Genomic DNA, 24,172 nt, shown 5'->3' with positions numbered 1-24,172 from the left:
AAGCCTATGACACCAAAATTAATATTTCCTTTCATCCCCCAACTAAGTTTGAATTATCATAACACGTAAAAAAAAAGCCATACAATATAATTATTGTATGGCAAACAATATTTATTTTACAATTCAATTATTTTTCTTAGTATTATAAGAGCTTTTTCAAGTTCCTCTCTCGTTTCTGGAGCACAAATCCCCACACGTACGGCATTTGCCGGTGCGACATTACCTACCGCAAATCGCCCTCCACTATATACCTGTACACCTTGTGCTGCAGCTAGTTGTTCAAATTGGTCACCTGTATACTTATGCGGCAGATGTAACCAATGAAAAATCCCTGTTTCTTCACCTAAACAGTTCTCTTTACCTAAATATTGATTAACCAACTGATTGCGAGCTTTTGTTTCCTCTTTATGAAATGCAACAATGTTTTCAAACTGATTCGATACAATTACTCGTGATGCTAACTCTGCAAGTAGTGGCGATACGGAAATATTTAAATTATAAAGAGCTTTTCGAGTAGAATCCAGGTATTTTAAAGGAACTGCCACATAAGCAAGACGGAGTCCAGGTGCCATTGATTTCGATAAACTCGCTATATAAATCGTATGCTCAGGAGCATATGTCGCTACAGCCGGCAACACTTTTTCTTGGATTAAATGATACGCTCCATCTTCAATAATAAATAAATTATACTTTACAGCTAACTCAGCAATAGCCTTACGAGTTTCAACGCTCATCGTATATGTCATCGGATTCTGATAATCTGGGATAATATATAATCCTTTAATATTTTCATTTTTACATGCATAAAGAAGTGCTTCCGGACTCATTTCATCAGATTCTGAACGAATCGGTACAAGCTGAATCCCCAGCATCGCGGCTGCTGTCTTTAAGCCTGGATATGTATGGTGATCTACACCAATTCGATCTCCATGCTGACAAAGGCTTGCAAGTGTTGCCGTGATGGCGTTTTGTCCGCCAGTAGCAAGTAAGATATGTTCTCTAGTCGTTTCAAAACCGGCAAATTTCAATAATTTGACGCCTGCATCTTTTTGCCAAATCGCATCGCCTGGCCGACTGTATCCAAACCATCTCGCACAATCTGATTCTTGTAACATCGATTGCAATAAGTCAAATAAAGGTCCATACGACACACGATCTGGTAAAATTGCTCCCATTTCAATTAAATGCTTTGGCTTTTCTTCTGCAAGCAAATAAGCGTTCGAAATCGCATCGTACGAAACATAAGTGCCACTACCTATGGTCGCACTGACCAGTCCTTTTAACTCAGATACTTTAAAAGCTTTCGAAATCGTACTTAGATTCACCTCTAAGTAATCCGCTAACTCCCTTTGTGGTGGAAGTTTCGTGCCAGGCACTAAGCGCCCCTCTATAATGTCATATTCCAACTGCTTAGCTAATGCCTGATAAATCGGTCTGTCTTCTCGATTTATTGTCGGCTTCCATGTCATTGGATAATCCTCAAACGAATTAATCGGCACATTCCTCACCCTTTTTCATACCAACATTAATCATACAATTATAAAATTGTATGGCAACAAATTCAAATCCATAAATTCTTTTAAAATTTTTACTAATAGTGTGTGGAATGCTCGTTGCCCTGGAACATACACGCAGCAAGGATATTTCGGAAAGGAACCCATTAGTGGAAAAAACTATGGAGTTACTAGCAGCCTCCATATTGCCTTTATTATCCACCATCAACATTCCTTATTAATTAATAAGAGCATACTTAATAACATTTATTTCAAATTTTGATCATTTGCACAATCAGTTACTCCAGAATATGGCTCAATTAAAGATCAAACAGCACTTTACAACTATCCTGCTCTTTAGTTCCATAAGAAAAAGGCTTAGTATAGAGTTGACACAAACTATGCAATAAAATAAAGGTACAAACCTTATGGTCTGTACCCGTATCCAAATCCAAAGAAAAAAGTAATAATAAAAAAAATAGCAGTTGCTGGAATGAAACTTACAACAATCCATCCTTTTGCTGTCCTGCTTTGTACACTTCTATACCATTTGTAGTAAATAAAAAGGAGAATTATTGCCAAAGGCCAGAAATAATAACCAACCATTGTATTAACCCATCCTGAATTCTTATCCCAATATGCATCTGGTACAGGAAGAATATTCTCATATTGTCTATCAATTTTGTTTTTAGTAGTGATAAAGATATAAGAAATTACAGAATAATAGGCTGCTATTGTGACTTTTATCCACCAAAATAAATGCCTATTGGAAATTACTATTAAAAAGATAATTGCCAGCATTACGAACAAACCTGTGTATCCCAAAACAAAATCACCTCGTAAACATTTTAACTAATTAATGTAATTATTTCCACAAAATGTTTATATTTGTTTTTACACAGTACGAACATACTACGCTTATTAAACAAACTAACCTGCACCGTTAGTTCCATAAGAAAAAGCTGCCTTTAAGACAGCTCCGATCTTCAGCTAAAGCACCCGTAAGTTCTATAAAAAATGTTACGAACCACCATATAAATGTAATACCAAGAATACTGCGAACCATATAACCGCAATACCAAAATCTAATAACATCTGCTTCTTAGCCTCTTTTTTAAAAAAACATTCAAATCCATCTATTATTGAACCAATTCCTGATAAAAGAATTATATATTTTATGAAACTAAAATTAAAATCGTTAATTAAACTTAATATTAAAATTAAGCCCGTTGCTATTATCATTAAATATCTAATCAGGATAAATGGTTTAGTACTTTCTCTTTTTCAAGTAACAATCCCATTACAAAACCCGCCTAATATAACCTGCCTTGTTAGCCAAATAAGGAACAGGCTACCGAAATAACCTTAGCTTGTTGAACTCTTTTATTACATTTAATCATTGAAGTTTTATTATATCTCTTATGAAACCAACCTGCACCGTTAGTTGCATAAAGAAAAAGCTGCCTTTAAAGACAGCTCCGATCTTCAGCTAAAGCACCTGTTAGTTCTATAAGAAATACGGTATGTAAAAAAAGAAAAGAAATAAAGAGACAACAATATTCATATACCCCCAAAATCCTTTTCTGTCTTTTTGAAGTTCGGCTAATCCTGTCACCAACATATATGCCTCAAGGAAAAACATATAATACGGCATTAACTCACTAAGTTCGGCATTATTTCTTTTACAATCATACCATTAACACCTTTTCATTTTTATGAAATGGAAATTACTTCTTTCACTAGCCTGCCCCTTTAGTTCCATAAGAAAAAGATGTGCCAAAGTACTCCCTTATTGCACCTGTTAGGTTAAAACCTGCTAAAATATGTAATGTAAGCAAGATAACCAATTAAACGGGGGAGAAATATGAATGTAGAACTAACAAGATTTAGAGTTAAGGAAGGTAAATCGGAACGGGTAGATGAATGGTTAAAGTTTCTAAACGAAAATATGAATGATGTGCTAATAACCCTTGAAGCCGAAAAAATGTATGTTGAAACTATATTTAGAGAATATCTAAATGGTGATGAGTTTTTATATTGGTACTCTGTCCAGGGTCAAGGCGGACAAGAAGTGCAGGAATCAGACCACTGGATAGATAAGAAGCATTTAGAGTATTGGAAAGAATGTATTGATGAAACATTCAGACCTGTTGATTTAAAAACAGAAGTAGTTATGATTCCAGAAAATATAAGACAAAATATGAAATGACCTCTACTATTTAAGGTCTTTTTTTTGATAGTTTGACACACTGAAATAAGCAATTGCTCTAATACCAAAAACTACCTAACATATTGAAGAATTAACTGATATAACGCTATGCAAAGTCCTAAAATACTCGCTTTCATTTTTGATGGATGGTTTCTTTTACTGCGAAACAAGTAAAAGAAAACTAATATAAAACCCAACGGAATCCATAGCTGAAAGACACCTTCTTTTGTACTGCGGGAAAAAACAGGAGCAATGTAAGTGCTTATCAGAAAGTAAAAGAAAATCGTAAATCGTCGTGTTTCTAATTTCTTGCTCCACCTTACTAAAAAGAAAATAATAATTATTGCGATAATCGTAATGTGTAAAGGGGGTAGCACAATAGCACCGTTCCCAAATTTGAATTCCAATCTGAATTGCCCTCCTTTTTTTATAGTGTATATCCATTTAAAGTGAAATTTAGAATGTTTTTATTTGAAGTTATATCTTCCTCCGTAAATATCATTTAACCTATTCCACCTACCCCTTTAGTGCTATAAGAAAAAAGCTGCCTCAGCAACCTCTCTTATTGAAGTAAAGCACCCGTTAGTTCATTAAGCCTTTTTTCTTTTCTTCTAGTCTGTCACTTAATTCGTTAAATTCTGAACTACCTTCAAGCATTGATGATTTTTTTGCTAACAAACTCCCTTTTTCAACTGACTTACCTCGTTACTTAATAACATATTATTTTTTATCTCTTATTTCTTCTAAGATTTCTATTACACGATTGTTTTGTTTCTCAATAGATTTCAACCTTTTTTCAATTATGCTTGAAGAAAAAAACAAAATAAGTACAATGGCAATTCCAACGATTATATCCATTTTTAATCTCCCGCTAATTTATTTCAGTTAAGTACCCGTTAAACCTGCCCCGTTAGTTCCATAAGAAAAAGAGCTTCTAATCAGCTCCTGTTATTGAAATAAAGCACCGGTTAGTTTTAAATCAAATTAATTATTTTCACATCTATTTATCTTCGTTATTACTTCTCTCATTATTTTGAAGATAAATCTTTTTAAGAGTTGAATTTATATTATTCAATGCAATTAGAATAACCCCCAACATAACAAAGGTTACTATTTCCCCAGTAAACGTAGATACTATTCCTAAAATTACAGCATAAAGAATGTATAACCAATTACTCATTTATTCAATATCCTCCCTAATCTACATAATTATCTAATTTTACCACAAAATTTCAATTTTCTTTATACAACTACCCTGCCCAATAGTTGCATAAGAAAAGGAGCTGCTGATCAGCTCCTGATAATGAAGTAAAGCACCTGTTAGTTTAAGTACAATCCTTCACAAATTGATATCTATCCTTGGAATTTAATACAACAAAAAGGTTCTAGAACCAAAGACTTTTTTAGTTTAATTTACCTTTTAAATCCACCTTCTGAATGAATAATCTGACCTGTAATCCAATCTGCTTCATCGCTCACTAGAAATTTAATAGTTTTTGCAACATCTCTTGGTTTTCCTATTCTACCGAAAGGAAACATCGGTTTTAATTCATTTTTTATTTCCTCTGTCATCCACCCTGTATCAGTTGGACCTGGATTTAATGCATTAACCGTTATTCCTAAAGGGGCTAGTTCAGCCGACAATGTAATAGTTAGAGCATCAACTGCTCCTTTTGTTGTTGCATATGCTAATTCGCCAGGCATTGGTCCTCGAAACTGACCTGAAGTAATATTGACTATTCTTCCACCTGATTTCTTATCAAACCTTTGAGCAAATTTACTACTTAATAGTGTCGTTGCACGAACATTTACCTTGTAATGTTTATCTAATTCTTCGGCAGTTAAATTAGAAAAATCGTTGTTAGTTGAGTATGCTGCGTTATTAATCAAGATATCAGGATAACCAAGTTGTTCAGAAACTTTATTTATAAGTTGTTCAGGTGCATCATATGAAGTTAAATCTAACTCCATACATGATACCTTAACACCTTTTTTTATTAATTCTTCTTTTAATTTCATGGGCTCATCTAATTCAATACTCCAAGGCATTTTTTTATCATAATCTGTCCAATAAGTAAAAAATATATGGTAACCCGTTTCAGCTAACTCCTGACAAATAGCAGCTCCAATCCCTTTCAGACGGCTTACTCCCGTAATAATTGCAATTTTCCCTTTTAATTGGTCCATTATGATATTCCTCCATTACAAAAGTAAGTTTTGTCTTAATACTTCACTAACCTGCCCCGTTAGTTGCATAAAGAAAAAGCTGCCTTAAAGACAGCTCCGATCTTAAACTAGCGCACCCGTTAGCATAACAAGATATGTATAAGTTTTTATCTGTTCACTCACTCGAATACAGGGCGCATAAAGCTTCTCTCATAACTTAAAATACATTTAGTTTCTTCTGCTAATTTATAAGCTTCCTGACACTCTGCATCTAATGCCATTTTTATTCGGTACTCTTCATATGCTGCTAAACTTGGGAAAGTGAATAAGGCATAAGCAATGTTATTAGCGCCCTCATGTGGAAGAAAATAACCTTGATGTGTACCGCCCAATTTATTAACTAATCGGATCCATATCTTACCGTATTCCTCGAATTCCTTTACTTTATAAGGGTCAATAACATATTTCAGATAGCATGTAACCATTTTAATCCTCCTGAAAATCTATTTTTTTCCATCATAACATGCAATTGAACTAACCTGCCCCTTTAGTGCCATAAGTAAAAGAGCTGCTGATCAGCTCTTAGCATTGAAGTAAAGCATACGTTAGTTCAACAAGATTTTTTTATTTATGTTCTTTAATTGGCATAAAATTAGAAGGGGTTAATTCTTCAGATTCAATTACAATTGCAGTTAGTCCAGTGGCAGTTGCTGTTTCGTGTCCTTCACCCTTTTCCCAAAAGACCACATCGTTAGCTTTTATATTTACTTTTAATTCATCATCACCACGAACCCATCCTTCCCCATCTACAACAATGAGCAATTGTGGGATAACAGCTTGATGGAAACCTACAATTCCGTTAGCTTCTAAATGCATACAACCAATTTGTGTAGGTTTTTCTGTTTTTACAATTCGAGACATAATGAAATTTGAATTAAAATGAGAAACGTTTTTTCCTACTTCTTTGTCAAATCTATAAAATTCCAAAAAGATTCCCCCCCTCTTTTTACATTCACTTTTTAAATACTACGTACTTAATCAATAGTCCTGTTTTAAATTTATTCTTTCACTAATCTGCCCCGTTAGTTGCATAAGAAAAAGCTGCTTAAAGACAGCTCCTTCAGCTAAAGCACCCGTTAGTTCATTAAGAAAAGCGATTCTTATCGGAACAACTTTATCGACGTGATTTCATATTTCACTGGCGGTATGTCAAAATCCATCAATTATTAGTGTTGGTTTTGAATAAGGTTTGATTTAAAATTTTCTGTAAACCCACAAGCTATGGCTAATAAAAGGAAACCATTTTGAATGGACTCTCCGTTTTCTAAAAAAGTTCAATCAAAGCTCATTTAGAAATCTTTGATTGTAAAGATAAAGTATCACAACTTTATTCAAAACTTCGCATCTTTCTTACAAACATCGCAATTTTATTTTAAAGACACAATTACCAATGGCGGATTCCTAAGCAGATTAATAATAAAATACAAGTAAAAATTTAAGAAAAATTTAATATTTACCCCACTTTTTATTTTAAAAGTTTTTCCTATCCTATAAACAAGTTACATCAAGGAGGAGACTAAAAAAAAGTGGGGATATTTATTGGTTTTTGCATTATTTCTAGTTTTTATTTTTAATATATTACCGATTTCCCAAGATAAAGTAGAGGATCAAATATATGAACAAAATGATAATACAGCTACTGAAAATCCCCAAAAGATTGAGATTACAGAAGAGCAGATCTATCAAGGGAATCTGCTTTTGATTAACAGTGAATATGCTGTTCAACAAGCTGGTATAAAATCGGATATCATAAATTTATTTACACACAAAGAATTAACAACCTGATACCAGTTACTTAATAGTGAAATAAAATTATCAGAAGAAATAGCTGAAAAATTTTCGGAAGATGATAGCAATAGTGTAAAGTAGGATAAAGCTTAAATTATAAATTTGAAAAAGAATTAGGAATTGAGGATTTATATGAAAAATCAAAAAAAAATTACTGCTGGCTTGTTGGCCGTATATTTATTTGCATTAACATGGATTATAGTCTTTAAAATGCAATTTTCATTTCAAGGCTTGCCGGATTTTAGGGAAATCAACTTAATCCCTTTTGCTGGTTCAGCTAATGTAAATAATCAAATAGATTTTAATGAAATAATCTATAATGTACTTGCATTTATCCCATTTGGAATTTATATCAGTATGCTAAAACCAAATTGGTCTTTCTTGAAAAAGATTGCAGTAATAGCAGGAGTTAGTTTGTTATTTGAAGTATTGCAATTCATCTTTGCTATAGGAGCTAGCGATATAACTGACTTTATGGGAAATACATTAGGTGGAATTATTGGAGTTGGAGTTTATATTGTATTTTGTAAGCTGTTTAGTACAAAAGCAAATAAAATCCTTAATGTTTTAGCTTCAATCGGAACGATATGCATTGTTGCATTATTGCTGTTATTAATATATCTCAGGATTAGTGGTGTTATTATTTATAAAGTATCCTAAGTAATTGGAGAATTGCTGTTCATGAAAATTAAATGGCATCAAAATAATAACCAAAGCATAAGCAACTATTTCAAAAGCTAAGACATAACTTTTTAGGTATACCAAATGATACTAATGGTACAAACAATAAAGATATAAATATAAATAGGCTTAATAGCTTTCTTGATTTCTTGGAAATGTATTGGGATGAATCACAGGATGGACATCTTAACTTTTTTTAAAAGGTAAACATTTTTAAAAAAGCCTCTATCCAACCCCATTTATAGCCACAGTGGACATATTGGCATATGAAGCAACCTCCTTTCAATTAAATCAATATTACAAATTATATCTTTTATTCCTAAACTAAACTGCCCCGTTAGCCATCCATGAAGCGCAAAAATCAGCGCTTCACCACAGAGAATGAAAATGGTTCAGAACGGTCAATACTGATTCTACGGCTGGGAGAGGAAGGTCGATGAACTATGGTGCGTTAGAGCCCATCCGTTAGTCTGACTCCAACGACCAAGGTGCACCACTGACTGTCGCTCCCTTACGGGAAGCACACATGGTAGATTAATCCTATTCTGGTTTTTGCACCAGCCTCCAATTATATTGAGAGCCGTAGAAAGGATGTTTTCAATGGAAGTAGTCATTGAAAGAGCATGTGGTATGGATGTCCATAAGGACAATATTACTGCATGTATTATGACACCAGAAGGAAAGGAGATTCAAACGTTTTCAACAAAAACTGTTTTTCTAATTCAGTTAGTGGATTGGATTAAACAGAATAACTGTACTCATGTTGCCATGGAGAGTACCAGTGTATATTGGAAACCTATTGTTAATTTATTAGAAGCTGAAGAGATTGAGTTTTTAGTTGTGAATGCTCAACATATGAAAGCAGTGCCAGGGCGTAAAACAGATGTTAAAGATGCAGAATGGATTGCCAAACTTCTTCGTCATGGACTTCTAAAAGCTAGTTACATTCCAGATCGAAATCAACGGGAACTACGTGAACTAGTTCGGTACCGTAGAAGTATCATTGAAGAACGTGCTAGACAACATAATCGCATCCAAAAAGTGTTAGAGGGCGCAAATATTAAGCTAGGCTCAGTGGTTTCAGACGTTATGGGTGTTTCGGCTCGTGACATGCTTAACGCAATTGCCGAAGGTGAAGAAGACCCTGAAAAACTAGCAAACTTTGCTCGACGCACAATGAAAAAGAAGAAAGATGAACTAGAACTCGCCCTTAAAGGTTATATCAATTCGCATCAACGCCTCATGTTAAAAACCATTTTAAAGCATATTGATTTTTTAACAGAGCAAATCGAGATGCTCGACCAAGAGGTCGAGGAAAGAGTAAGCTCCTATCAAGAAGATGTGGAACGATTAGACTCTATTCCTGGCATAGCTACAAGAATGGCTGAGCAAATTTTATCTGAAATTGGGACTGATATTAAGAAACAGTTTCCAAGTGCAGCTCATATGTGTTCTTGGGCAGGACTAGTTCCTGGGCATAACGAAAGTGCGGGAAAAAGAAAATCGGCTAAAACAAAAAAAGGAAACAAGTATTTGAGATCAGCATTAACAGAAGCAGCTCATTCTGTAAGAGGATCTAAAAACTATCTCGGAGCACTGTATAGGCGTACAGCATCACGAAAAGGTAAGAAACGAGCAGGAATAGTAGTCGCTCATGCCATGTTACGTATCTCCTATTATCTCTTAACTCGAAAAGAAATGTATGTAGACTTAGGCGAAGACTACTTTGATAAGCAGAGACAACAATCAATTTTTCGGCACTCACTAAGAAGACTTGAAAGTTTAGGATACACAGTTACGTTACAAGAACCTGAAGCATCTTAAATTCAGTCCACTTACCTACAATAAATCAGTAAATTAGGCGCTCTCCCCTTTTTAAAAAAACAATGAGCTGCGTCTTCTTAAGTATTGCCTTTTCCCCTAAATTCCAGAAGTCTATTTTCATGGTAGTTCCATAAGAAAAAGCTACCTTAAAGATAGCTCCGATCTTCAGCTAACGCACCTGTTAGTTCATTAAGAAACCCTGTATGGAAACAAAGAAAACAAATAAAGAGATACCAATGCTCATATATCCCCAAAAGCCTTTTCTGTCTTTTTGAAGTTCGGATAATCCTGTAACTAACATAATTGCCCCCAAGAACAACATAGAATACGGCATCAACTCAAAATTTTCAGTAATTAGCTGATAGGCTGATAAAGCAAGAACAATTATTGCTAAGATAATTCTAATCATTTTCAAGAATATATTTCCCCCTAAAAATTAAGTTCTGTACAATTTCTGTTTCAATCATACCATTTGACACCTTTTCATTTGTGTAAAAAATGGAAACTTCTTTATGCAACTAACATGCCCCGATAGTTGCATATAGAAAAAGCTGCCTTAAAGACAGCCCCGATCTTCAGCCTGTTCGTTCTATAAGAAAAGCGAACCTTATTCAAGAATCGCGCCCGATTACTGAAGAACGAATATTTGGTACCAAATGGCCTTGTCATTTATTTATGATACCGTTCAACGCACCTATTCAAGCCGTGATTATTTAAAAACTGTCAGCCTGTTAATTTTACACTTCTACGTTAAATCGACGCTGATGAGGAAGCAGCTGCTTGATCAGCCTTCACACAATCAATTGCAACAACGAGTGCAATAATAATGGTTTCCATCTCTTCATCTATTATTTGAACCTTGTAGCTATCGCCCCAAGTGAACCACTCCTTGCCCACTTTACCTACGATTTTACCATGCTGTAAAACTTGAAAATCCATATCCCACCAATTACCATGTACTTCAATGCCTGCCGCATCAATTGTATATCGTGCTTTTAAGAAGGAAAATTCCTTCTTTATTGTTAATACCTCTCGGCCATTCACCTCAACCAAAAACTTTGGTAAAAAGCTGAACACCTTTTTCGTAATGAGTGCTACTTCATCTCTTGCTGTATTCCTAATGGAGAAAGTCTTTGGAACTTGCATAAAACTTCCCTCCACGTAATATATATCCTTCTCCTGCTGATCCTTTACTGTAAATTTCCCGCTAAGACTGAATACCTTCTGCTTTATATAAAGCTGCCTCATACTTATTCCTCCCAACCTTAAGTCTTTTACATTACTTACGTTTGAAATGGGCATTGGTTCCAATCTTAAGCATTAAATTCCAAATAATAGCTCCACTCAAAAACGCCTTCTTTTCGGTTCACCACTATTTATCCTTAACTAATTTACCTTTTTGTAAAGTCAGCAATTCTTCCTTCGCAATCTGTCCCAATTGTTGAACAACTCCTTTACTATCCTGCCCCGATAGTTGCATATAGAAAAAGCTGCCTTAAAGACAGCCCCGATCTTCAGCTAACGCACCCGTTAGTTCTATAAGACTTATCACAGAGTTGACACAAACTGTGCGATATATCTCTTATTGGAAAAATCCAACCCCTTTGTACTAAAGATTATGGACCTTGTGTAAGTATAGCGACGATGTTATATAAGATTGGGAACAAAAATAAAATGATGTTGAAAATTATTCCAGCTAACGAAAGTTTATCGCGATTCATTTTATAGCCTACGAATCCAAATATAGCTCCTATTGGACACAGTATAAACGGAAATACGAGTGGCATTCCTTGTATTTTCAAGGATACGATATCAAATAAAAAGTTAATGATCAATAATGTTAAAACAGACGGGATTAGAACGGATATAAGTCCTGGTATTTTTTGCACAACAATTGCCCCTTAATGAATTAGATTATAAAAATTTGTGCCCTTAATGATAATTTAACACTACCTAATTTTAACAAAAATAAGTGTGTTTGTGTAAATATCGAACTACACAGTACGAATACACTACGCTTATGGAACTAACCTGCCCCGATAGTTCCATAAAGAAAAAACGCCTGCAGCTCCGATCTTCAGCTAAAGCACCCGTTACTTAAGAAAAAGTTTTTTTAAGGCTTGTGCATTATCTTTATCTAACTCTCCATAACTTTCGTTTTCATTATTGCTAATAATTGTTGCTGTACCTACACTTTCATTAAACCAAATTTCATATTCATAAAGTCTTTCAGGTATATTTTCACCAAAAGTGTAAAACAAATTAGCTTCTACGTCGGGTTTTCTAGCCATTTTAACCACTTTATCATCCCATTAGATTTGTTCAAATGCCTGCCTTAGCAGCTCTATTGATTCGCTATCAGTTATCATTACGACATCTTCGTAATTTTCTTCTGTATCAATTTTTTGAACATCTACTCTTGATAATTGTCCTTTTTCTTCCCCAATACAACCGACCAACACCATAAAGACAAAAAGAGAAGTGAAATTTATTATCTTTTTGATCATACACCTCCATAAATTCAGAAGTTTACATTACATAATAGTACCAGCTTATCTTCAACTATCCTTCCCCGTTAGTCCCATAAGAAAAAGGCAGCCTAAACAACCTGCCTTATTGTATAGTTGACACAAACTGTGCAATAGGAGGAGAAAACCTCTACATCAGATTATTTGCTTTTCGGAGCTTCTGAAACCCTTACCTTGCGACCCGGTCGCTTCAATGTTTTCCTGTCCCTCTTCCCTTCTAGAGCTACAGATGAGTTTAATTTCACATAATCACTGCCTTGATTTATTTTAAATTCTATGTATATAACTCTTAACAATATCAAAACCTATGACTAGTAACACATTACATTAATAGGAGCTGACAACATGGCTAGAAATAACAACAGTAATCAATTAGTAGTTAATGGTGCAGAGCAAGCTCTAGAACAAATGAAATACGAAATCTCTAGTGAATTCGGTGTTACACTTGGCGCTGATACAACATCTCGTGCGAACGGATCTGTTGGTGGAGAGATTACAAAACGTTTAGTGCAAATGGCTGAACAACAATTAGGCGGAAGAACTCGTTAATCGAAATCATATGTAATGTTAGGGATAGTGATTGAACTATCCCTATTTATAATTTTACAAATTTTTAAAAAAGAAACAGAAACATCAAGTAGCTGTTATTTTGCCACGCAAGAAAGGCTGCCGCAGCAACCCCTGTTATTGAAGTAAAGCACCTGTTAGTTCTTTAAGAGGCTTCAAAAAGGGATGTAGTGTTAGTGAATACAATTCTGGCTGTTCTCTATGCACTAAATGTTCAGAAAAAGGGATAATTGAAATATGAATAGCAGATTTAACTGGCAGCTGACATCTCTTGTTCTGCTATACCTCCAACCATACATAAAATAGGAAATTACAGATTGGATACATCGCTGGTTTCATGAAAAGGGTAAAAATCTGACTGACCTTATGAAAGCTTTCCAATCATTACTCCCAAGGATTTTCGTATTTTTTTCTAATTTTATCGACTTTATTATATTCGCAAATGATATCTTTGCCTGATAATTGAACTTTCATCGTATTTTTTTCGACTATAATAGTAAAATTGTCAAAACCACCACCATAATCAAATTCATAATCATTATTCTCTATATGCTTATATGTTCCAGAAGATTGTTCTCCGCCCTGGACTCTTGAATTTTGAATTTCAAAATTGTTTTCCCCTTTAAAGGTAAAGGAGTCTCGACAAACACTCTTTTCTCCATCCTTCTTTTTCCACGTACCTTTCCAAGATGGTGCTTTTTCTTCACCACACGCAGCTAATACTAATGCAGCCATCGTTGAGATCATTAACATTTTTTTCATTTATACACCTACTCCAAAGGACAACTTTATTTCCTGCTACTTTTAATACGAACGAAAAAGGTAAAAGTTCCCTTGTATTGAACTAACCTGCCCCGTTAGTTAATTAAATTTGAAAGTATGATTATTGTAAAAGCCATATATTAAGAAGGGCCGCCAATTGGCGGCCTTCTTATGGCGCTAACGCCCGTTTGTTGAAATAAAGTTATTTAATCTTTTTTACCTTGATTGACCTTAATTAATTCATCAAGCTTCTCATTTCTTTCTCGTTCTAAATATTATACAGTAGCTTCTTCTATTAAAATGCCCCGATAGTTGGATAAAGAAAAAGCTGCCCTAAAGACAGCTCCGATCTTCAGCTAACGCACCCGTTAGTTTAAGTACTATTCTTCACAAACTACCAGCTGGTTTAATTCAATAAGAAGAAATAACGTCCTGTTGACGAAATTGTTGTATGGTTAATGTTTTAATTATCGTTATTAGATAGGTATTCTGCTACATCTTTTGGAACTTTAAAATTTAAATTTAGTTTCTTGGTTTTTAATTCGATATAAGGACTATCTTTATATGTAATAATTGTAGCGATTTGTATAAGTTCCTTTTTATCTGTATTAGGCTCTCCGAGTTTGACTGTATCCTCTTGGTACATCTTATAAATATACCCTTTAGTTGAATTTGAAGGAATATCTACAATACTCCATTTATCAACTTCTAGTGTATTAACAAATTCATTTACATCATCTTGATTATCTATAACGTTTAAAACCAATTCTGGATTTTCTTCTGACGATACTTCTATCTTTTGGGATTTATCAAGCCCAGGGTCTTTCTTATCTTCTTTTTCTATACTACACCCGAATAAAAATATAGATACGCTAAAAGCAAATATCAATTTCATACAAACTTTTTTCATAATTGTTGTCTCCTCAAAGAATAAAATTCATACAATCACTTACTAAATTAAGAAAATTTTAACATTTATTGATTATTATTACTATACATCTACACTAAATTAATATCGGTCTTAAGCCTATCCTGCCCCGACAGTTGCATAAAGAAAGAGCTGCCTTAAAGACAGCTCTGATCTTCAGCTAATGCACCTGTTAGTACATTAAAGCATAGTTTTATTATTTATGATTTTTTAATATTCGAACCTCTTCTTCCAGTTTATCTATTTTTTGTTGAAGCTCTTTTTTCGGTTTCACTAGTTTTCTTAGTAAAAACAATACTAATATTACGAAAAGAGAAGATAGAATTAATCCTGGAATACCTATATTACTCAACAAATACACACCGCCCAATTAATATCGTTATCCAAATTTTAGTTTTTTTTATAAAAATAGTCTATAATTATGGTTCGACTAAGCTACGCTTAATGAACTAAACTGCCCCTTTAGTTGCATAACAAAAAGGTTGCTTCAGCAACCTCCCTTATTGAAGTAAAGCACCCGTTAGTTTATTAACAAATTAAGCGTTGAAGTATGTTTAATAAATGGTTTGCCAAAACCTATCACTTTTCATATCTTCAACTACTTTTTTAAATGTATTTAAAATCTGTTTAACATTCTCATCACTAAATATAATCATTTGAACTGGGGAGCTACTTGTAGTACCTCCATTTTTTGAACAAGGAAAAATCCTTATTTGAGAAAAATGCTTCCAATCAAATGCCTCAATCAGCCAGTGTGTAGCATAAGGGTATTCAGGTGTTATTTCATCATTATTCAGAGCATACTTATCCCTTTCTCCAATTGGTAAAAACTCATATCTTATACATCGATTGCCTTTTCGTTTAAATCTTTGACGTTTGGCTTCATTTAAAGCATTATATCTATTTTCTAATTTTTTCTTTAATCGCTTTCTCATTTTCCACCTCTAATTAACATTACTTAATGAACTAACCTGCCCCGTTAGTGCCATAAGAAAAAGGCTGCCTCAGCAACCTTCCTTATTGAATTAAGCACCCGATAGTTCAAGTAGGCACTAGTTGCAACTTTTATTTATTTATCTACTCCTGCATCTATTTTCCAGCTATTTTGCAACTTCCGGATATAAATGATCTGACCAATGTGATATGCGTTATGAGTTGACACATTTCCGAGTATTGCCCACCATTTCACGTGTCCAGGATAGCCATTAACTTCTCTCTCAACTTTTTCTTCAGATAATAACTCTTGCCAACGTAAAAGCACCTCTAATAGTTGTTTTTTTAAGTCAGCAAAAGTATGATTTTCAGGAATAATAAAGCTGTTATTATTATTTCCTATTGAAGGCACAGCATCAACGTGAGATTTTTGGTACCTTGTTTGCCATGTTTGATTCCAATATAGTAGATGCTGCACAATTTCAGCAATACTATTACTTTCTTCGTTTGGCTTCCAAAATGCATGTTCCTCAGACAATCTTTCTATTGAATCTGAAAATGGTAGGTACCAACTTGGGTCATTAGCATTTGACAACAACTGATCCGATAAAACATCTTTTGCATGAACCATAACAAACACTCCTAATTTTTATACTGTTTTTTCTAAATCTTTAAACAATATCATCTTATTATATTCTACATAGTATATTGATTGTCCTGTTCTTATTAAGCTAACCTGCCCCGTTAGTGCCATAAGAAAAAGCTGCCTTAAAGACAGCTCCGATCTTCAGCTAAATCACCAGTTAGTTGATTAAGGATTAATTAAAACTTAATGTTTAATAATTCTTTCATTTCAAGAAGAACATCAGTATGTTTTTCTTTTGATAAATACATCATTTTCTGTTCTGCTCCATTTGCTTCTTGCTTCTTTCCGTTCGGTTCTTGAAACATAATCCTTCCATCACTAAAAAAATTCATAGTGTACACTTTGTTATCCATGGTTTCTTTATCGGATAATACAAAAAAGTAATTCCCTTTTTTATTTAATTCTTTACTCTTCTCCAATAACTCCTTATTAGGAGGTTGCACAACTTCCATTTTGTTCACTTTCTCTATAAAAGCTTGTACTTCATTAATATCTGTAATGACCTTTGAAGTTGAATTGGAAGATACCCCTTTCTCATCAACACTTTGCACTAATAAGGTTGTATATTCATCTATATTAGGTATTTCTAAAATTTCACTTTTCGTTTTTGTAGTTTCTAAACTACAAGCATTTAAGAATACTATCATTAAAGTGCAAAAAGAAAACATCTTGAAAAATCTCAAATTTCATCCCTCCATTTCTTCCTTCTACACTATACTGAAATTGGAAAATTATCCATGATTATCAAACTATCCTGCCCCGATAGTTTATTAAGAACAAAATAAAAAGGACCCTTGGTCCCTTAAAAATACTTTCTATACAAGTCTCTCCGCATTGCACCACTTAGATATGCATAAATTTTTGTGGTTTCACTTTTTTCATGGCCCATTAAACTTTGAACCACACTTCTAGAGGCGCTCATGAACCTATTATGCTATGCTATTTATAGACTTACAAAGGGGGAATTATGTACATGTCATTTTTTGATAAAATGAAAGCAAGCATCGGAATCGGTGCGGCGAAAGTGGATACAAAATTAGAAAAAGATTCATACAAACAAGGAGAAACGGTAAAAGGGAACGTGTTTGTCCTTGGCGGAAACACCCAACAGGAAATCAATGGGCTGTACATCCATGTGATGACACAGGTTTTGAGGGAACAGGATGACCGTAAGTATTTAGATGATGTTACCCTTTACAAAATAAAGGTTTCGGATGCATTCGTCATTGAAAAAGGCGAAGAAAAGGTGATTCCGTTTTCCTTGCAACTTCCGTACGAAACGCCAATCACGATAGGAGACGTGTCTGTGTGGATGAAGACGGAAATGGATGTGACGTTCGCATTGGACCCTAAAGATAACGATTATATAAACGTATTTGAAAATGAAACAGTCAGTAGCTTCCTAAAAGCAATCGAATCATTAGGGTTTTACTTGAACAAAGTGAAAAATATACCCTTCAAACGTAGCAAAACGGGTGTCTTTCAGGAATTCGAATACAAGCCAAAGGGCGGTCCATTCCAAAGAAGCCTTGATGAGGTTGAAATCGGATTCGTCGCGGACGCTCAATCCGTAGATTTATTCATCGAAGTGGATAGAAAAGCAAGAGGACTTTCTGGGTTTTTGGAAAGTGCAGCAGGAATGGATGAATCCAAGATCCGAGTGCAATACAAACATTTCCAAAAAGAAAGTGTAGAAACAGCCAAGCAAGAACTAATGGATATACTATCCCGTTATTCTCGATAAATTGGATTTGATTATCTGCCTTATATAAACCCCATACTTCAGTTAAGATCATATCTGTTTCTCTCCAATCTATACCATATTAATAGACAGTATAGACAAAAGAAGAACTATTATACTAGAATAGTAGATTTTTCATTAAACAATAACACCTATTAGTTAAAGAAGAAAAATTGCCTTAAGACAGCTCCAATCTTCAGCTAACGCACCCGTTAAAGGAGTTGCCCTAACAACTCCTTTAAGAACAAAATTTATTTATTAGGCACTAATAATACTGTTTTTATTTTCAAAGTAAATAAACAAATTAAATATGCTTAACCCTAAAATTATAAGAAACAAATATGAGGAAATAACATCTCCTCCTAAATTTAATTCATCAGCTATGTATCCCATAATAATAAGATTAATACCAGAAACAATTATTGAAATTATTGAAGTAATACTAACTGTGAATCCATTAACAAGGTTGCTCCGTTTCTTTTGAACCAATAAAATAATGGTAATAACAATTAAACTAATGATAAAAGTAATAAAAACTAATCTTAAAAAATCGTATATTTCCAACCCTTCCATAGTCATCCCCCTTATTATCCTTTTCCTATTGATTTTTACCACAAAAAACCATTATCCTTATGCAACTAACCTGCCCCGTTAGTTGCATAAAGAAAAAGCTAACTTAAAGACAGCTCCAATCTTCAGCTAACGCACTCGTTAGTTCAATAAGCAATATAAATAATTATGCCTTCTCTTTTTTTAATTTACTTTTAGCTAATTCCTCCCAATCTTCAAAGGACAGCTTATCATTAATATGTTTTAAAGCATTAGGAACTTCAACAGAACACATCATTTCCAAACTGTTACCATCAGGGTCTTCAAAGTAAACGGAAGCATTTTCTGAATATGGTCGAATAAATGGCTCAATAGATTTTCTACTACCAAATGGCACGACTTTAACTTGAATAGAATCTAACCATTTTAAAGATTCTTTTAAATTTTCATATGAAACTCGAAAAGCAATATGTCGTAAGGAAGGATGGTATGGCGTTTGATACTCATTTCCCTCCCACAAACCTAACCAACTTTTTCCTTTTTCAACCCAAAAAAAAGCAGTTTCTTCATCACGCCATGCAAATTCCAAACCCAGCTTTTTATAAAACTCCATTGAAACATCTAAGTTTTTTACAGGCAAATGTGCTTCAAATATTCCTACTATCAAGTTCTCAACCCCTCTACAATTATGAATATATTACCAATTATAGATAAACACATGTTTTATACAACTAATCTGCCCCGTTAGTTCAATAAGTTTAATTTGTAATTTCGTTTGTGTTACGATTTAAAATCTGAAAATAAGTTATTACAGCAATTACAATGCACAATACACCACTCACTAACCAAATATAGAAAAAAATTTGACCACCAAATGTAGGAGAATTAAAAATAAAATAACTAAGTAAGAATAATACTCCACCCCAAAAAGATAAATAATAAGCAAACCGTTTATGCTGTTGCTTTAATAAATGGTATCCAATACGAATTAACAAATATAAACTGCTTATTACCATAATGGCAGGAAAAGTTGGTTGAAATTTAGCTGCGTATATAAAGTAGTCAAGTTGTGATATATAGCTATTACTATTTACCTCACCGTATAAAAATTGGGAAAATGGTGTTGAGTACTTCCATTCGCTAGGATGATCTACGATTGCACTACCTTCATATAAAGCACAAACAGTAGAAATTAAAAGTAAAATAGATGCTATACCAAACTGAAACAAAAAACTAAACCTAAACATATTAAACACCCTCATTTATTTTTTGAAATTTTTTCCACACTTACTTTAACATTAATTTCAATTAGTAACATTAAATAGTAACATTAAAATCCTATTTTCTTCTTCAATTAACCTGCCCCGTTAGTTCCATAAGAAAAAGAGTTGCTAACGCAACTCCCTAATTAAGCACCCGTTAAACTAATATGTATCTTTACATATTTATAATTTTGGGTGTGTAGTTACAAAAAAAACTTTATGCCTTTCATCGTGACCTTTTTTGTCGTGAGTTAGTCGTACTGTGTAAAGGTTTAAGATTTTCTCTGTGAAAACGCATGCGTTTTGGCTTGTGAATTCTTTATTCACACCACTGAAGTAATCCAAGAGAAAAACTTAGCAGTTATTATTCATTGAGAAGAACTGTATTTTCCCATAATTACTTTATTTTTTGCTTAATGCTAACGGTCATCCAATTCCAATGTTTCTCTTGCCATCTGCTTATACTCTTCCAAGCCTGAGATGATTGCAAACTCAGCAATTGCAACAGAATATGCCGCAGTAAGTTCAATAATGTGCTCCTTCATGGCAGGCCAGTAAATCCCTCCTGCTTTCCTGTAGTAGTCGATCAGTTTCTCCAGGCCTGTTTCCCCGAATACGCGGTAATGGAAAACAAAATCATTTGATACATCTGTTACTTTTGCTTCAGTCCAGTCGATTAAACCGGTTACGTTGGCATCCTTATCAATCATCGTATGCCCAGCATGAACATCTCCGTGAATCAAACCTGTCTCCTGAGGCCACAATTCCTCATTTTTCACCCAGGTCTGCCAACGTTTCCATAGGGATTCACCTACGCCAAATTCCGCTTTTACCTTTTCCATACGCTCGATCATTGATTTTCTTGCCTCCTCTGCTGTATGGACAATCAGTCCTACTTTAAGAGCTTCTGCTTTCGGCACTGTATGCAGCGAAGCCAGAGCTTTGGCTAATGTCTGATGAAACTGTTCAGGAACATTTTCATAATCCATCTCCCACACATAGTTTTGAATCTCTGGATCGATCGTGCCGGCTGGTACTCCAGTTAACTTTTTATACGCTATCAGATCATCTTCATAAACCGACCAGACTGGAGTCTGAAAAGTGACATATTTGTTGACAAGATCCAATGCTTTCTTCTCGATTGAGGTCCTAGGCATCACATCTTCTCGTCTCGGAAACCTTAGCACCCATTCCTCGCATTTATCATCTTCTGCATAGACAACTAGAAAGTCCAAACCTGATTGGTTGAATACAAGAGACTCCTCTTTCACTTTCAAACCATACTTTCTTGCTATTTCTGCTGCTTGCTGTTTCTTCAAAGCGATCACTTCCTTCTCCTATTCTTTTTGTAAAAAAAAGCAAGTTTATTGGAATAACCTGTTTTTCTTTCTGAGAAAAATATTTCCAAAAAATCTCAATTAATACATTTTTATAATATATCATCTAATCTATCTTCTCCAGAATAAAATACGATGAAAAATGTTTTTAGTAATCTATCTTCTCCAGAATAAAATACGATGAAAAATGTTTTTAGATCTATTCATCCTAGTCGCTGTACGAAGACACAAAGATAAGTACATTGGGGACATGGATTTGAGTACATAGAGTTATTAATCCACTCAAAACCGCACCAATTCAATCACTAAACTGTTTTGAGATACAAAATCGAGTACATTATAAACAATACAGTCATACAAATTTAACTGTAAACAAAAAGGGGAAGGAATATCTATACCCTCCCCTTTTTCGAACAACATATATTTTTAATCTTCTTGTTTACTTTATAAAAAGATTGATTATTTTTGTGATCCTTAATGAACTAACGCACCCGTTAGTTCATTAAGAAAAGCGAAACTTATTCAAGAATCGCGCCCTTTTCTTGAATAAGCCTACTTTTAATATTAAATTCATTTAACACTCACAGTTTACAGAACTTGTTAAAGAGTTTTGATTGCTTCCAAGTTCTTCAGTTGGAAGCCCCAATGTCTTCCAAGCTGCTAATCCACCGTAAAGCTCTTTAGCATTAAAACCATTCTCTAATAAAAGAATGGCTGCTTTTGCAGCAAGTGTACACCAAGTATCCCAACAATATAAAACCAGTGTCTTTTCTTTTGGTAATTCATCTATCCTATTCGGAATTTGATCTAAAGGCATAACGAGAGCACCTTGCAACTTCTCTTTCTTCATTTCATTGGGTCCCACTCTTACATCAATTAAAACATAGCCTTCAGGGAAATCTTTTATTGCATTTCTATATTCCATTGGACTCATGTTAGCTTCTAACCTTGCTTTAAAATACTCAATACGATTCATCCTTTTCCTCCTTTTGAATTGATCTCCAAACTTTTAACAAAAGTGATTTTAATTTTTCTTTTTCTTCCTTAGTTAGAGATGATAAAACGCTTAATTCAGTATCCTCAAGATAATTTCTTCCTAACCTTAATTTTTCTTCACCTTGATCCGTTATGGTTAGAACAAATGACCTTCTGTCATTTGGGTTTTTAATCCTTTTGATATAACCTAAATCCTCTAAATGATCAGCATGTGCCACCATTGTTGTACGGTCAATAAATAGTGCATTGGAAACTGTGATTTGTGAGGAATCTGGATTATCTTCAATAAATTGTAAGATTCCAAATTGTCTTGCGTTGATTTTTAGTGGCGAAAGATTATTTATTAAGCGTTCTTCCATCTCTTCCTCAATTTTTGCTAGCAAAAAACCATAAGAATTATTTAAATACAGATTAATCACCTCCAATTATCAGTTAATCATATTATCAGTTTAACTGATTAATAATTTTTTGTAAATGATTGTTAAACAAAAATAACGCATTTCATATTAATGAAATGCGCCCTTTAGTGAAATAACCCCATAGATAATTACAACTCACTGTTACTTCCTTTTACGTCAATACTCGCCTTTTCAAAACATATATTAACTGTCCGTTCGTTTGAACGAGTACGATGCATTGTATTAGCAGGAACAGTAAATATTTCACCTGGTTTCAAAGAAACTGTTTCATTGTTTTCTAGGTCTATGAAAAGTTCACCTTCTAATACATAAAATAATTCATCGCAATCGTCGTGTTTATGCCAGTGAAATTCTCCATTTATCACAGCTATTCTAAGAGCGTGGTCATTTACTTCACTTACGATAAAATTTGTGTAGTCCTTTTGGTCTTTTATTAATTCGTGTAGGTTAAAAACTTCTAATTGTCCCTTTTTTTGCATACTCTTTCTCCTTTGAAAATCCTAATCTTCTTAAATAGACTAAATTCGACAATAGAACGAAATAACCTTTTTTCTTCAACTGACCGTTCATTAAGCCTTATTCCATTAAATGGCCCAATTGTTGAATAAAGATCAAACAGCACTCTTCAACTATCCTGCCCCGTTAGTTCCATAAGAAAAAAGCTGCCTTAAAGACAGCTACGATCTTCAGCTAACGCACCCGTTAGTTCTATAGCTTATTGCAGAGTTGACACAAACTGTGCATTAAAAAAAGTTACCTTTCAGCAACTTAGGAGTAATAATCCGTTATTTATATTTAGTAAGCCAGTCAATTAATTGGTCATAATTACTTGAGAACATTGCATTGTCTTTGGTATTAGACTGTTCAAGGTGAATTAGAATATCACCTTCTTCTAATAAAAAAGCGACTGCAATGGTGTTCTCTAATATATTATTAGAGAAAAATTTGTCTTTCCACAATTTTTGTACAGAAAAATGTTCTGGAGTATAACCTTTACGATTAACTAACAACTTATACTTTTTTCCTTGTCTAATAAATGAATAGCACGTTTTCTCAAATGAATTAAACCAGGTGTTTACATCAGCAAGGGTTATGAAACCTGTCAAATTAGTAATTATAATATCTTCACAAATGGATGTACTTATATTAGTAACATTCAATTAAACAACAACTCCTTACTATCATTATAAACCAAATAGTGGAAAATTATATGAGTTTTAATGTTGCACAGTTCGAATAAACAAGGAAGGAGTCATTCACATGAAAGAATTAGCCGAGTTTAG

At 33.9% G+C, this 24,172-nt stretch carries 31 protein-coding genes and 2 pseudogenes; 6 read left to right on the top strand and 27 right to left on the bottom strand.

Annotation, left to right across the window (positions count from 1 at the left end; translation table 11 throughout):
- Window positions 1-116 precede the first annotated feature (116 nt).
- From ABOA58_RS04630 to ABOA58_RS04620, 3 genes are all read right to left on the bottom strand, one after another.
- On the bottom strand, window positions 117-1,499 hold the full coding sequence (locus ABOA58_RS04630; protein WP_350301402.1) for a PLP-dependent aminotransferase family protein: 1,383 nt from the start codon (window positions 1,497-1,499) through the stop codon (window positions 117-119).
- Window positions 1,500-1,919: 420 nt separating this feature from the next.
- The gene (locus tag ABOA58_RS04625) at window positions 1,920-2,318 is read right to left on the bottom strand and encodes a hypothetical protein (protein ID WP_350301401.1); all 399 of its coding nucleotides are present in this window, start codon (window positions 2,316-2,318) and stop codon (window positions 1,920-1,922) included.
- Between the two features lie 682 nt (window positions 2,319-3,000).
- Window positions 3,001-3,135 carry a DUF3953 domain-containing protein gene (locus tag ABOA58_RS04620; protein ID WP_350302795.1) on the bottom strand — a complete coding sequence of 45 codons (135 nt, stop codon included), beginning with the start codon at window positions 3,133-3,135 and terminating at the stop codon, window positions 3,001-3,003.
- 222 nt (window positions 3,136-3,357) lie between these two features.
- On the opposite strand from ABOA58_RS04620, the gene ABOA58_RS04615 reads away from it, so the two are divergent.
- Window positions 3,358-3,702: a DUF6176 family protein gene (locus ABOA58_RS04615; protein WP_350301400.1), complete on the top strand. Its 345-nt coding sequence runs from the start codon at window positions 3,358-3,360 to the stop codon at window positions 3,700-3,702.
- A 720-nt stretch (window positions 3,703-4,422) separates the two neighbouring features.
- Here the strand turns inward: ABOA58_RS04615 and ABOA58_RS04610 are convergent.
- From ABOA58_RS04610 to ABOA58_RS04590, 5 genes are all read right to left on the bottom strand, one after another.
- Window positions 4,423-4,560 carry a hypothetical protein gene (locus tag ABOA58_RS04610; RefSeq protein ID WP_350301399.1) on the bottom strand — a complete coding sequence of 46 codons (138 nt, stop codon included), beginning with the start codon at window positions 4,558-4,560 and terminating at the stop codon, window positions 4,423-4,425.
- 142 nt (window positions 4,561-4,702) lie between these two features.
- A complete protein-coding gene (locus ABOA58_RS04605; protein WP_350301398.1) occupies window positions 4,703-4,882 on the bottom strand; it encodes a hypothetical protein in 180 nt (59 codons plus the stop codon).
- A gap of 233 nt (window positions 4,883-5,115) precedes the next feature.
- Complete coding sequence (locus ABOA58_RS04600; protein WP_350301397.1) at window positions 5,116-5,889, bottom strand: SDR family oxidoreductase; 774 nt, start codon at window positions 5,887-5,889, stop codon at window positions 5,116-5,118.
- A 158-nt stretch (window positions 5,890-6,047) separates the two neighbouring features.
- A complete protein-coding gene (locus tag ABOA58_RS04595) occupies window positions 6,048-6,353 on the bottom strand; it encodes an NIPSNAP family protein (protein WP_350301396.1) in 306 nt (101 codons plus the stop codon).
- 139 nt (window positions 6,354-6,492) lie between these two features.
- Window positions 6,493-6,855 (bottom strand): cupin, encoded by a 363-nt coding sequence (locus ABOA58_RS04590; RefSeq protein WP_241638044.1) that lies wholly within the window; start codon window positions 6,853-6,855, stop codon window positions 6,493-6,495.
- A gap of 576 nt (window positions 6,856-7,431) precedes the next feature.
- Here ABOA58_RS04590 and ABOA58_RS04585 point away from each other — a divergent pair.
- The 3 genes and pseudogenes from ABOA58_RS04585 to ABOA58_RS04575 form a co-directional block, all read left to right on the top strand.
- A pseudogene (locus tag ABOA58_RS04585) lies at window positions 7,432-7,773 on the top strand (D-Ala-D-Ala carboxypeptidase VanY); the annotation flags it as partial.
- 75 nt (window positions 7,774-7,848) lie between these two features.
- Window positions 7,849-8,376 carry a VanZ family protein gene (locus ABOA58_RS04580; protein ID WP_350301395.1) on the top strand — a complete coding sequence of 176 codons (528 nt, stop codon included), beginning with the start codon at window positions 7,849-7,851 and terminating at the stop codon, window positions 8,374-8,376.
- 621 nt (window positions 8,377-8,997) lie between these two features.
- The gene (locus tag ABOA58_RS04575; RefSeq protein WP_350299195.1) at window positions 8,998-10,221 is read left to right on the top strand and encodes an IS110 family transposase; all 1,224 of its coding nucleotides are present in this window, start codon (window positions 8,998-9,000) and stop codon (window positions 10,219-10,221) included.
- Between the two features lie 181 nt (window positions 10,222-10,402).
- Here the strand turns inward: ABOA58_RS04575 and ABOA58_RS04570 are convergent, their stop codons facing one another.
- The 5 genes from ABOA58_RS04570 to ABOA58_RS04550 form a co-directional block, all read right to left on the bottom strand.
- Window positions 10,403-10,630 (bottom strand): DUF3953 domain-containing protein, encoded by a 228-nt coding sequence (locus tag ABOA58_RS04570; protein ID WP_350302794.1) that lies wholly within the window; start codon window positions 10,628-10,630, stop codon window positions 10,403-10,405.
- Between the two features lie 341 nt (window positions 10,631-10,971).
- Entirely contained in the window at window positions 10,972-11,469 is a 498-nt protein-coding gene (locus ABOA58_RS04565) for an LURP-one-related/scramblase family protein (protein WP_350301394.1), read from the bottom strand.
- A gap of 368 nt (window positions 11,470-11,837) precedes the next feature.
- The gene (locus ABOA58_RS04560; protein WP_350301393.1) at window positions 11,838-12,110 is read right to left on the bottom strand and encodes a hypothetical protein; all 273 of its coding nucleotides are present in this window, start codon (window positions 12,108-12,110) and stop codon (window positions 11,838-11,840) included.
- Between the two features lie 204 nt (window positions 12,111-12,314).
- A complete protein-coding gene (locus ABOA58_RS04555; protein WP_350301392.1) occupies window positions 12,315-12,512 on the bottom strand; it encodes a hypothetical protein in 198 nt (65 codons plus the stop codon).
- Between the two features lie 21 nt (window positions 12,513-12,533).
- On the bottom strand, window positions 12,534-12,728 hold the full coding sequence (locus ABOA58_RS04550; RefSeq protein ID WP_350301391.1) for a hypothetical protein: 195 nt from the start codon (window positions 12,726-12,728) through the stop codon (window positions 12,534-12,536).
- Between the two features lie 366 nt (window positions 12,729-13,094).
- Between ABOA58_RS04550 and ABOA58_RS04545 the strand changes: the two genes are divergently transcribed.
- Window positions 13,095-13,298: an alpha/beta-type small acid-soluble spore protein gene (locus tag ABOA58_RS04545; RefSeq protein WP_214750194.1), complete on the top strand. Its 204-nt coding sequence runs from the start codon at window positions 13,095-13,097 to the stop codon at window positions 13,296-13,298.
- A gap of 402 nt (window positions 13,299-13,700) precedes the next feature.
- Here the strand turns inward: ABOA58_RS04545 and ABOA58_RS04540 are convergent, their stop codons facing one another.
- From ABOA58_RS04540 to ABOA58_RS04515, 6 genes and pseudogenes are all read right to left on the bottom strand, one after another.
- Entirely contained in the window at window positions 13,701-14,078 is a 378-nt protein-coding gene (locus ABOA58_RS04540) for a hypothetical protein (protein ID WP_350301390.1), read from the bottom strand.
- 463 nt (window positions 14,079-14,541) lie between these two features.
- The gene (locus ABOA58_RS04535) at window positions 14,542-14,988 is read right to left on the bottom strand and encodes a hypothetical protein (RefSeq protein WP_350301389.1); all 447 of its coding nucleotides are present in this window, start codon (window positions 14,986-14,988) and stop codon (window positions 14,542-14,544) included.
- A gap of 572 nt (window positions 14,989-15,560) precedes the next feature.
- Window positions 15,561-15,941, bottom strand: a complete 381-nt coding sequence (locus ABOA58_RS04530; RefSeq protein WP_056529874.1) for a hypothetical protein — start codon at window positions 15,939-15,941, stop codon at window positions 15,561-15,563.
- Between the two features lie 134 nt (window positions 15,942-16,075).
- Window positions 16,076-16,570: a DinB family protein gene (locus tag ABOA58_RS04525; RefSeq protein ID WP_350301388.1), complete on the bottom strand. Its 495-nt coding sequence runs from the start codon at window positions 16,568-16,570 to the stop codon at window positions 16,076-16,078.
- Window positions 16,571-16,761: 191 nt separating this feature from the next.
- Window positions 16,762-17,268, bottom strand: a complete 507-nt coding sequence (locus ABOA58_RS04520; RefSeq protein ID WP_350301387.1) for a hypothetical protein — start codon at window positions 17,266-17,268, stop codon at window positions 16,762-16,764.
- Window positions 17,269-17,387: 119 nt separating this feature from the next.
- A pseudogene (locus tag ABOA58_RS04515) lies at window positions 17,388-17,501 on the bottom strand (integrase); the annotation flags it as partial.
- A gap of 57 nt (window positions 17,502-17,558) precedes the next feature.
- Between ABOA58_RS04515 and ABOA58_RS04510 the strand changes: the two are divergent.
- Window positions 17,559-18,329, top strand: a complete 771-nt coding sequence (locus tag ABOA58_RS04510) for a sporulation protein (protein WP_350301386.1) — start codon at window positions 17,559-17,561, stop codon at window positions 18,327-18,329.
- A 255-nt stretch (window positions 18,330-18,584) separates the two neighbouring features.
- Here the strand turns inward: ABOA58_RS04510 and ABOA58_RS04505 are convergent, their stop codons facing one another.
- The 8 genes from ABOA58_RS04505 to ABOA58_RS04470 form a co-directional block, all read right to left on the bottom strand.
- Window positions 18,585-18,899, bottom strand: coding sequence for a hypothetical protein (locus ABOA58_RS04505; protein ID WP_350301385.1), 315 nt, complete (start codon window positions 18,897-18,899; stop codon window positions 18,585-18,587).
- Between the two features lie 163 nt (window positions 18,900-19,062).
- Window positions 19,063-19,542, bottom strand: a complete 480-nt coding sequence (locus ABOA58_RS04500; RefSeq protein WP_350301384.1) for a VOC family protein — start codon at window positions 19,540-19,542, stop codon at window positions 19,063-19,065.
- Window positions 19,543-19,633: 91 nt separating this feature from the next.
- The gene (locus ABOA58_RS04495) at window positions 19,634-20,122 is read right to left on the bottom strand and encodes a YjdJ family protein (protein ID WP_350301383.1); all 489 of its coding nucleotides are present in this window, start codon (window positions 20,120-20,122) and stop codon (window positions 19,634-19,636) included.
- Window positions 20,123-20,556: 434 nt separating this feature from the next.
- A complete protein-coding gene (gene mphM, locus ABOA58_RS04490; protein ID WP_350302793.1) occupies window positions 20,557-21,462 on the bottom strand; it encodes a macrolide 2'-phosphotransferase MphM in 906 nt (301 codons plus the stop codon).
- A 586-nt stretch (window positions 21,463-22,048) separates the two neighbouring features.
- On the bottom strand, window positions 22,049-22,450 hold the full coding sequence (locus ABOA58_RS04485) for a rhodanese-like domain-containing protein (RefSeq protein ID WP_350301382.1): 402 nt from the start codon (window positions 22,448-22,450) through the stop codon (window positions 22,049-22,051).
- Window positions 22,437-22,829 (bottom strand): MarR family winged helix-turn-helix transcriptional regulator, encoded by a 393-nt coding sequence (locus tag ABOA58_RS04480; protein WP_350301381.1) that lies wholly within the window; start codon window positions 22,827-22,829, stop codon window positions 22,437-22,439. The genes ABOA58_RS04485 and ABOA58_RS04480 overlap by 14 nt, the downstream gene beginning before the upstream one ends.
- Window positions 22,830-23,017: 188 nt before the next feature.
- Window positions 23,018-23,368, bottom strand: coding sequence for a cupin domain-containing protein (locus tag ABOA58_RS04475; RefSeq protein WP_350301380.1), 351 nt, complete (start codon window positions 23,366-23,368; stop codon window positions 23,018-23,020).
- Window positions 23,369-23,674: 306 nt separating this feature from the next.
- A complete protein-coding gene (locus tag ABOA58_RS04470; protein WP_350301379.1) occupies window positions 23,675-24,049 on the bottom strand; it encodes an STAS/SEC14 domain-containing protein in 375 nt (124 codons plus the stop codon).
- Between the last annotated feature and the right edge of the window lie 123 nt (window positions 24,050-24,172).

Origin of the sequence: Peribacillus frigoritolerans (assembly GCF_040250305.1) — a bacterium.
Taxonomy (GTDB): Bacteria; Bacillota; Bacilli; order Bacillales; family DSM-1321; genus Peribacillus.
Note: the sequence above shows the minus strand (reverse complement) of the source record. Positions and strands in the feature narration are given on the sequence as shown.

What these genes read in the sequence shown, in the direction of transcription:
- ABOA58_RS04600 (WP_350301397.1), bottom strand. Translation starts at nt 5,889, where the DNA reads ATGGACCAATTAAAAGGGAAAATTGCAATTATTACGGGAGTAAGCCGT.
- ABOA58_RS04535 (WP_350301389.1), bottom strand. Translation starts at nt 14,988, where the DNA reads ATGAAAAAAGTTTGTATGAAATTGATATTTGCTTTTAGCGTATCTATA.
- ABOA58_RS04485 (WP_350301382.1), bottom strand. Translation starts at nt 22,450, where the DNA reads ATGAATCGTATTGAGTATTTTAAAGCAAGGTTAGAAGCTAACATGAGT.
- ABOA58_RS04495 (WP_350301383.1), bottom strand. Translation starts at nt 20,122, where the DNA reads ATGTTTAGGTTTAGTTTTTTGTTTCAGTTTGGTATAGCATCTATTTTA.
- ABOA58_RS04505 (WP_350301385.1), bottom strand. Translation starts at nt 18,899, where the DNA reads ATGGAAGGGTTGGAAATATACGATTTTTTAAGATTAGTTTTTATTACT.
- ABOA58_RS04510 (WP_350301386.1), top strand. Translation starts at nt 17,559, where the DNA reads ATGTCATTTTTTGATAAAATGAAAGCAAGCATCGGAATCGGTGCGGCG.
- ABOA58_RS04550 (WP_350301391.1), bottom strand. Translation starts at nt 12,728, where the DNA reads ATGATCAAAAAGATAATAAATTTCACTTCTCTTTTTGTCTTTATGGTG.
- ABOA58_RS04620 (WP_350302795.1), bottom strand. Translation starts at nt 3,135, where the DNA reads ATGTTTTTCCTTGAGGCATATATGTTGGTGACAGGATTAGCCGAACTT.
- ABOA58_RS04525 (WP_350301388.1), bottom strand. Translation starts at nt 16,570, where the DNA reads ATGGTTCATGCAAAAGATGTTTTATCGGATCAGTTGTTGTCAAATGCT.
- ABOA58_RS04605 (WP_350301398.1), bottom strand. Translation starts at nt 4,882, where the DNA reads ATGAGTAATTGGTTATACATTCTTTATGCTGTAATTTTAGGAATAGTA.
- ABOA58_RS04540 (WP_350301390.1), bottom strand. Translation starts at nt 14,078, where the DNA reads ATGAAAAAAATGTTAATGATCTCAACGATGGCTGCATTAGTATTAGCT.
- ABOA58_RS04595 (WP_350301396.1), bottom strand. Translation starts at nt 6,353, where the DNA reads ATGGTTACATGCTATCTGAAATATGTTATTGACCCTTATAAAGTAAAG.
- ABOA58_RS04615 (WP_350301400.1), top strand. Translation starts at nt 3,358, where the DNA reads ATGAATGTAGAACTAACAAGATTTAGAGTTAAGGAAGGTAAATCGGAA.
- ABOA58_RS04545 (WP_214750194.1), top strand. Translation starts at nt 13,095, where the DNA reads ATGGCTAGAAATAACAACAGTAATCAATTAGTAGTTAATGGTGCAGAG.
- ABOA58_RS04555 (WP_350301392.1), bottom strand. Translation starts at nt 12,512, where the DNA reads ATGGCTAGAAAACCCGACGTAGAAGCTAATTTGTTTTACACTTTTGGT.
- ABOA58_RS04530 (WP_056529874.1), bottom strand. Translation starts at nt 15,941, where the DNA reads ATGAGAAAGCGATTAAAGAAAAAATTAGAAAATAGATATAATGCTTTA.
- ABOA58_RS04570 (WP_350302794.1), bottom strand. Translation starts at nt 10,630, where the DNA reads ATGATTAGAATTATCTTAGCAATAATTGTTCTTGCTTTATCAGCCTAT.
- ABOA58_RS04580 (WP_350301395.1), top strand. Translation starts at nt 7,849, where the DNA reads ATGAAAAATCAAAAAAAAATTACTGCTGGCTTGTTGGCCGTATATTTA.
- ABOA58_RS04480 (WP_350301381.1), bottom strand. Translation starts at nt 22,829, where the DNA reads ATGGAAGAACGCTTAATAAATAATCTTTCGCCACTAAAAATCAACGCA.
- ABOA58_RS04475 (WP_350301380.1), bottom strand. Translation starts at nt 23,368, where the DNA reads ATGCAAAAAAAGGGACAATTAGAAGTTTTTAACCTACACGAATTAATA.
- ABOA58_RS04575 (WP_350299195.1), top strand. Translation starts at nt 8,998, where the DNA reads ATGGAAGTAGTCATTGAAAGAGCATGTGGTATGGATGTCCATAAGGAC.
- ABOA58_RS04565 (WP_350301394.1), bottom strand. Translation starts at nt 11,469, where the DNA reads ATGAGGCAGCTTTATATAAAGCAGAAGGTATTCAGTCTTAGCGGGAAA.
- ABOA58_RS04610 (WP_350301399.1), bottom strand. Translation starts at nt 4,560, where the DNA reads ATGGATATAATCGTTGGAATTGCCATTGTACTTATTTTGTTTTTTTCT.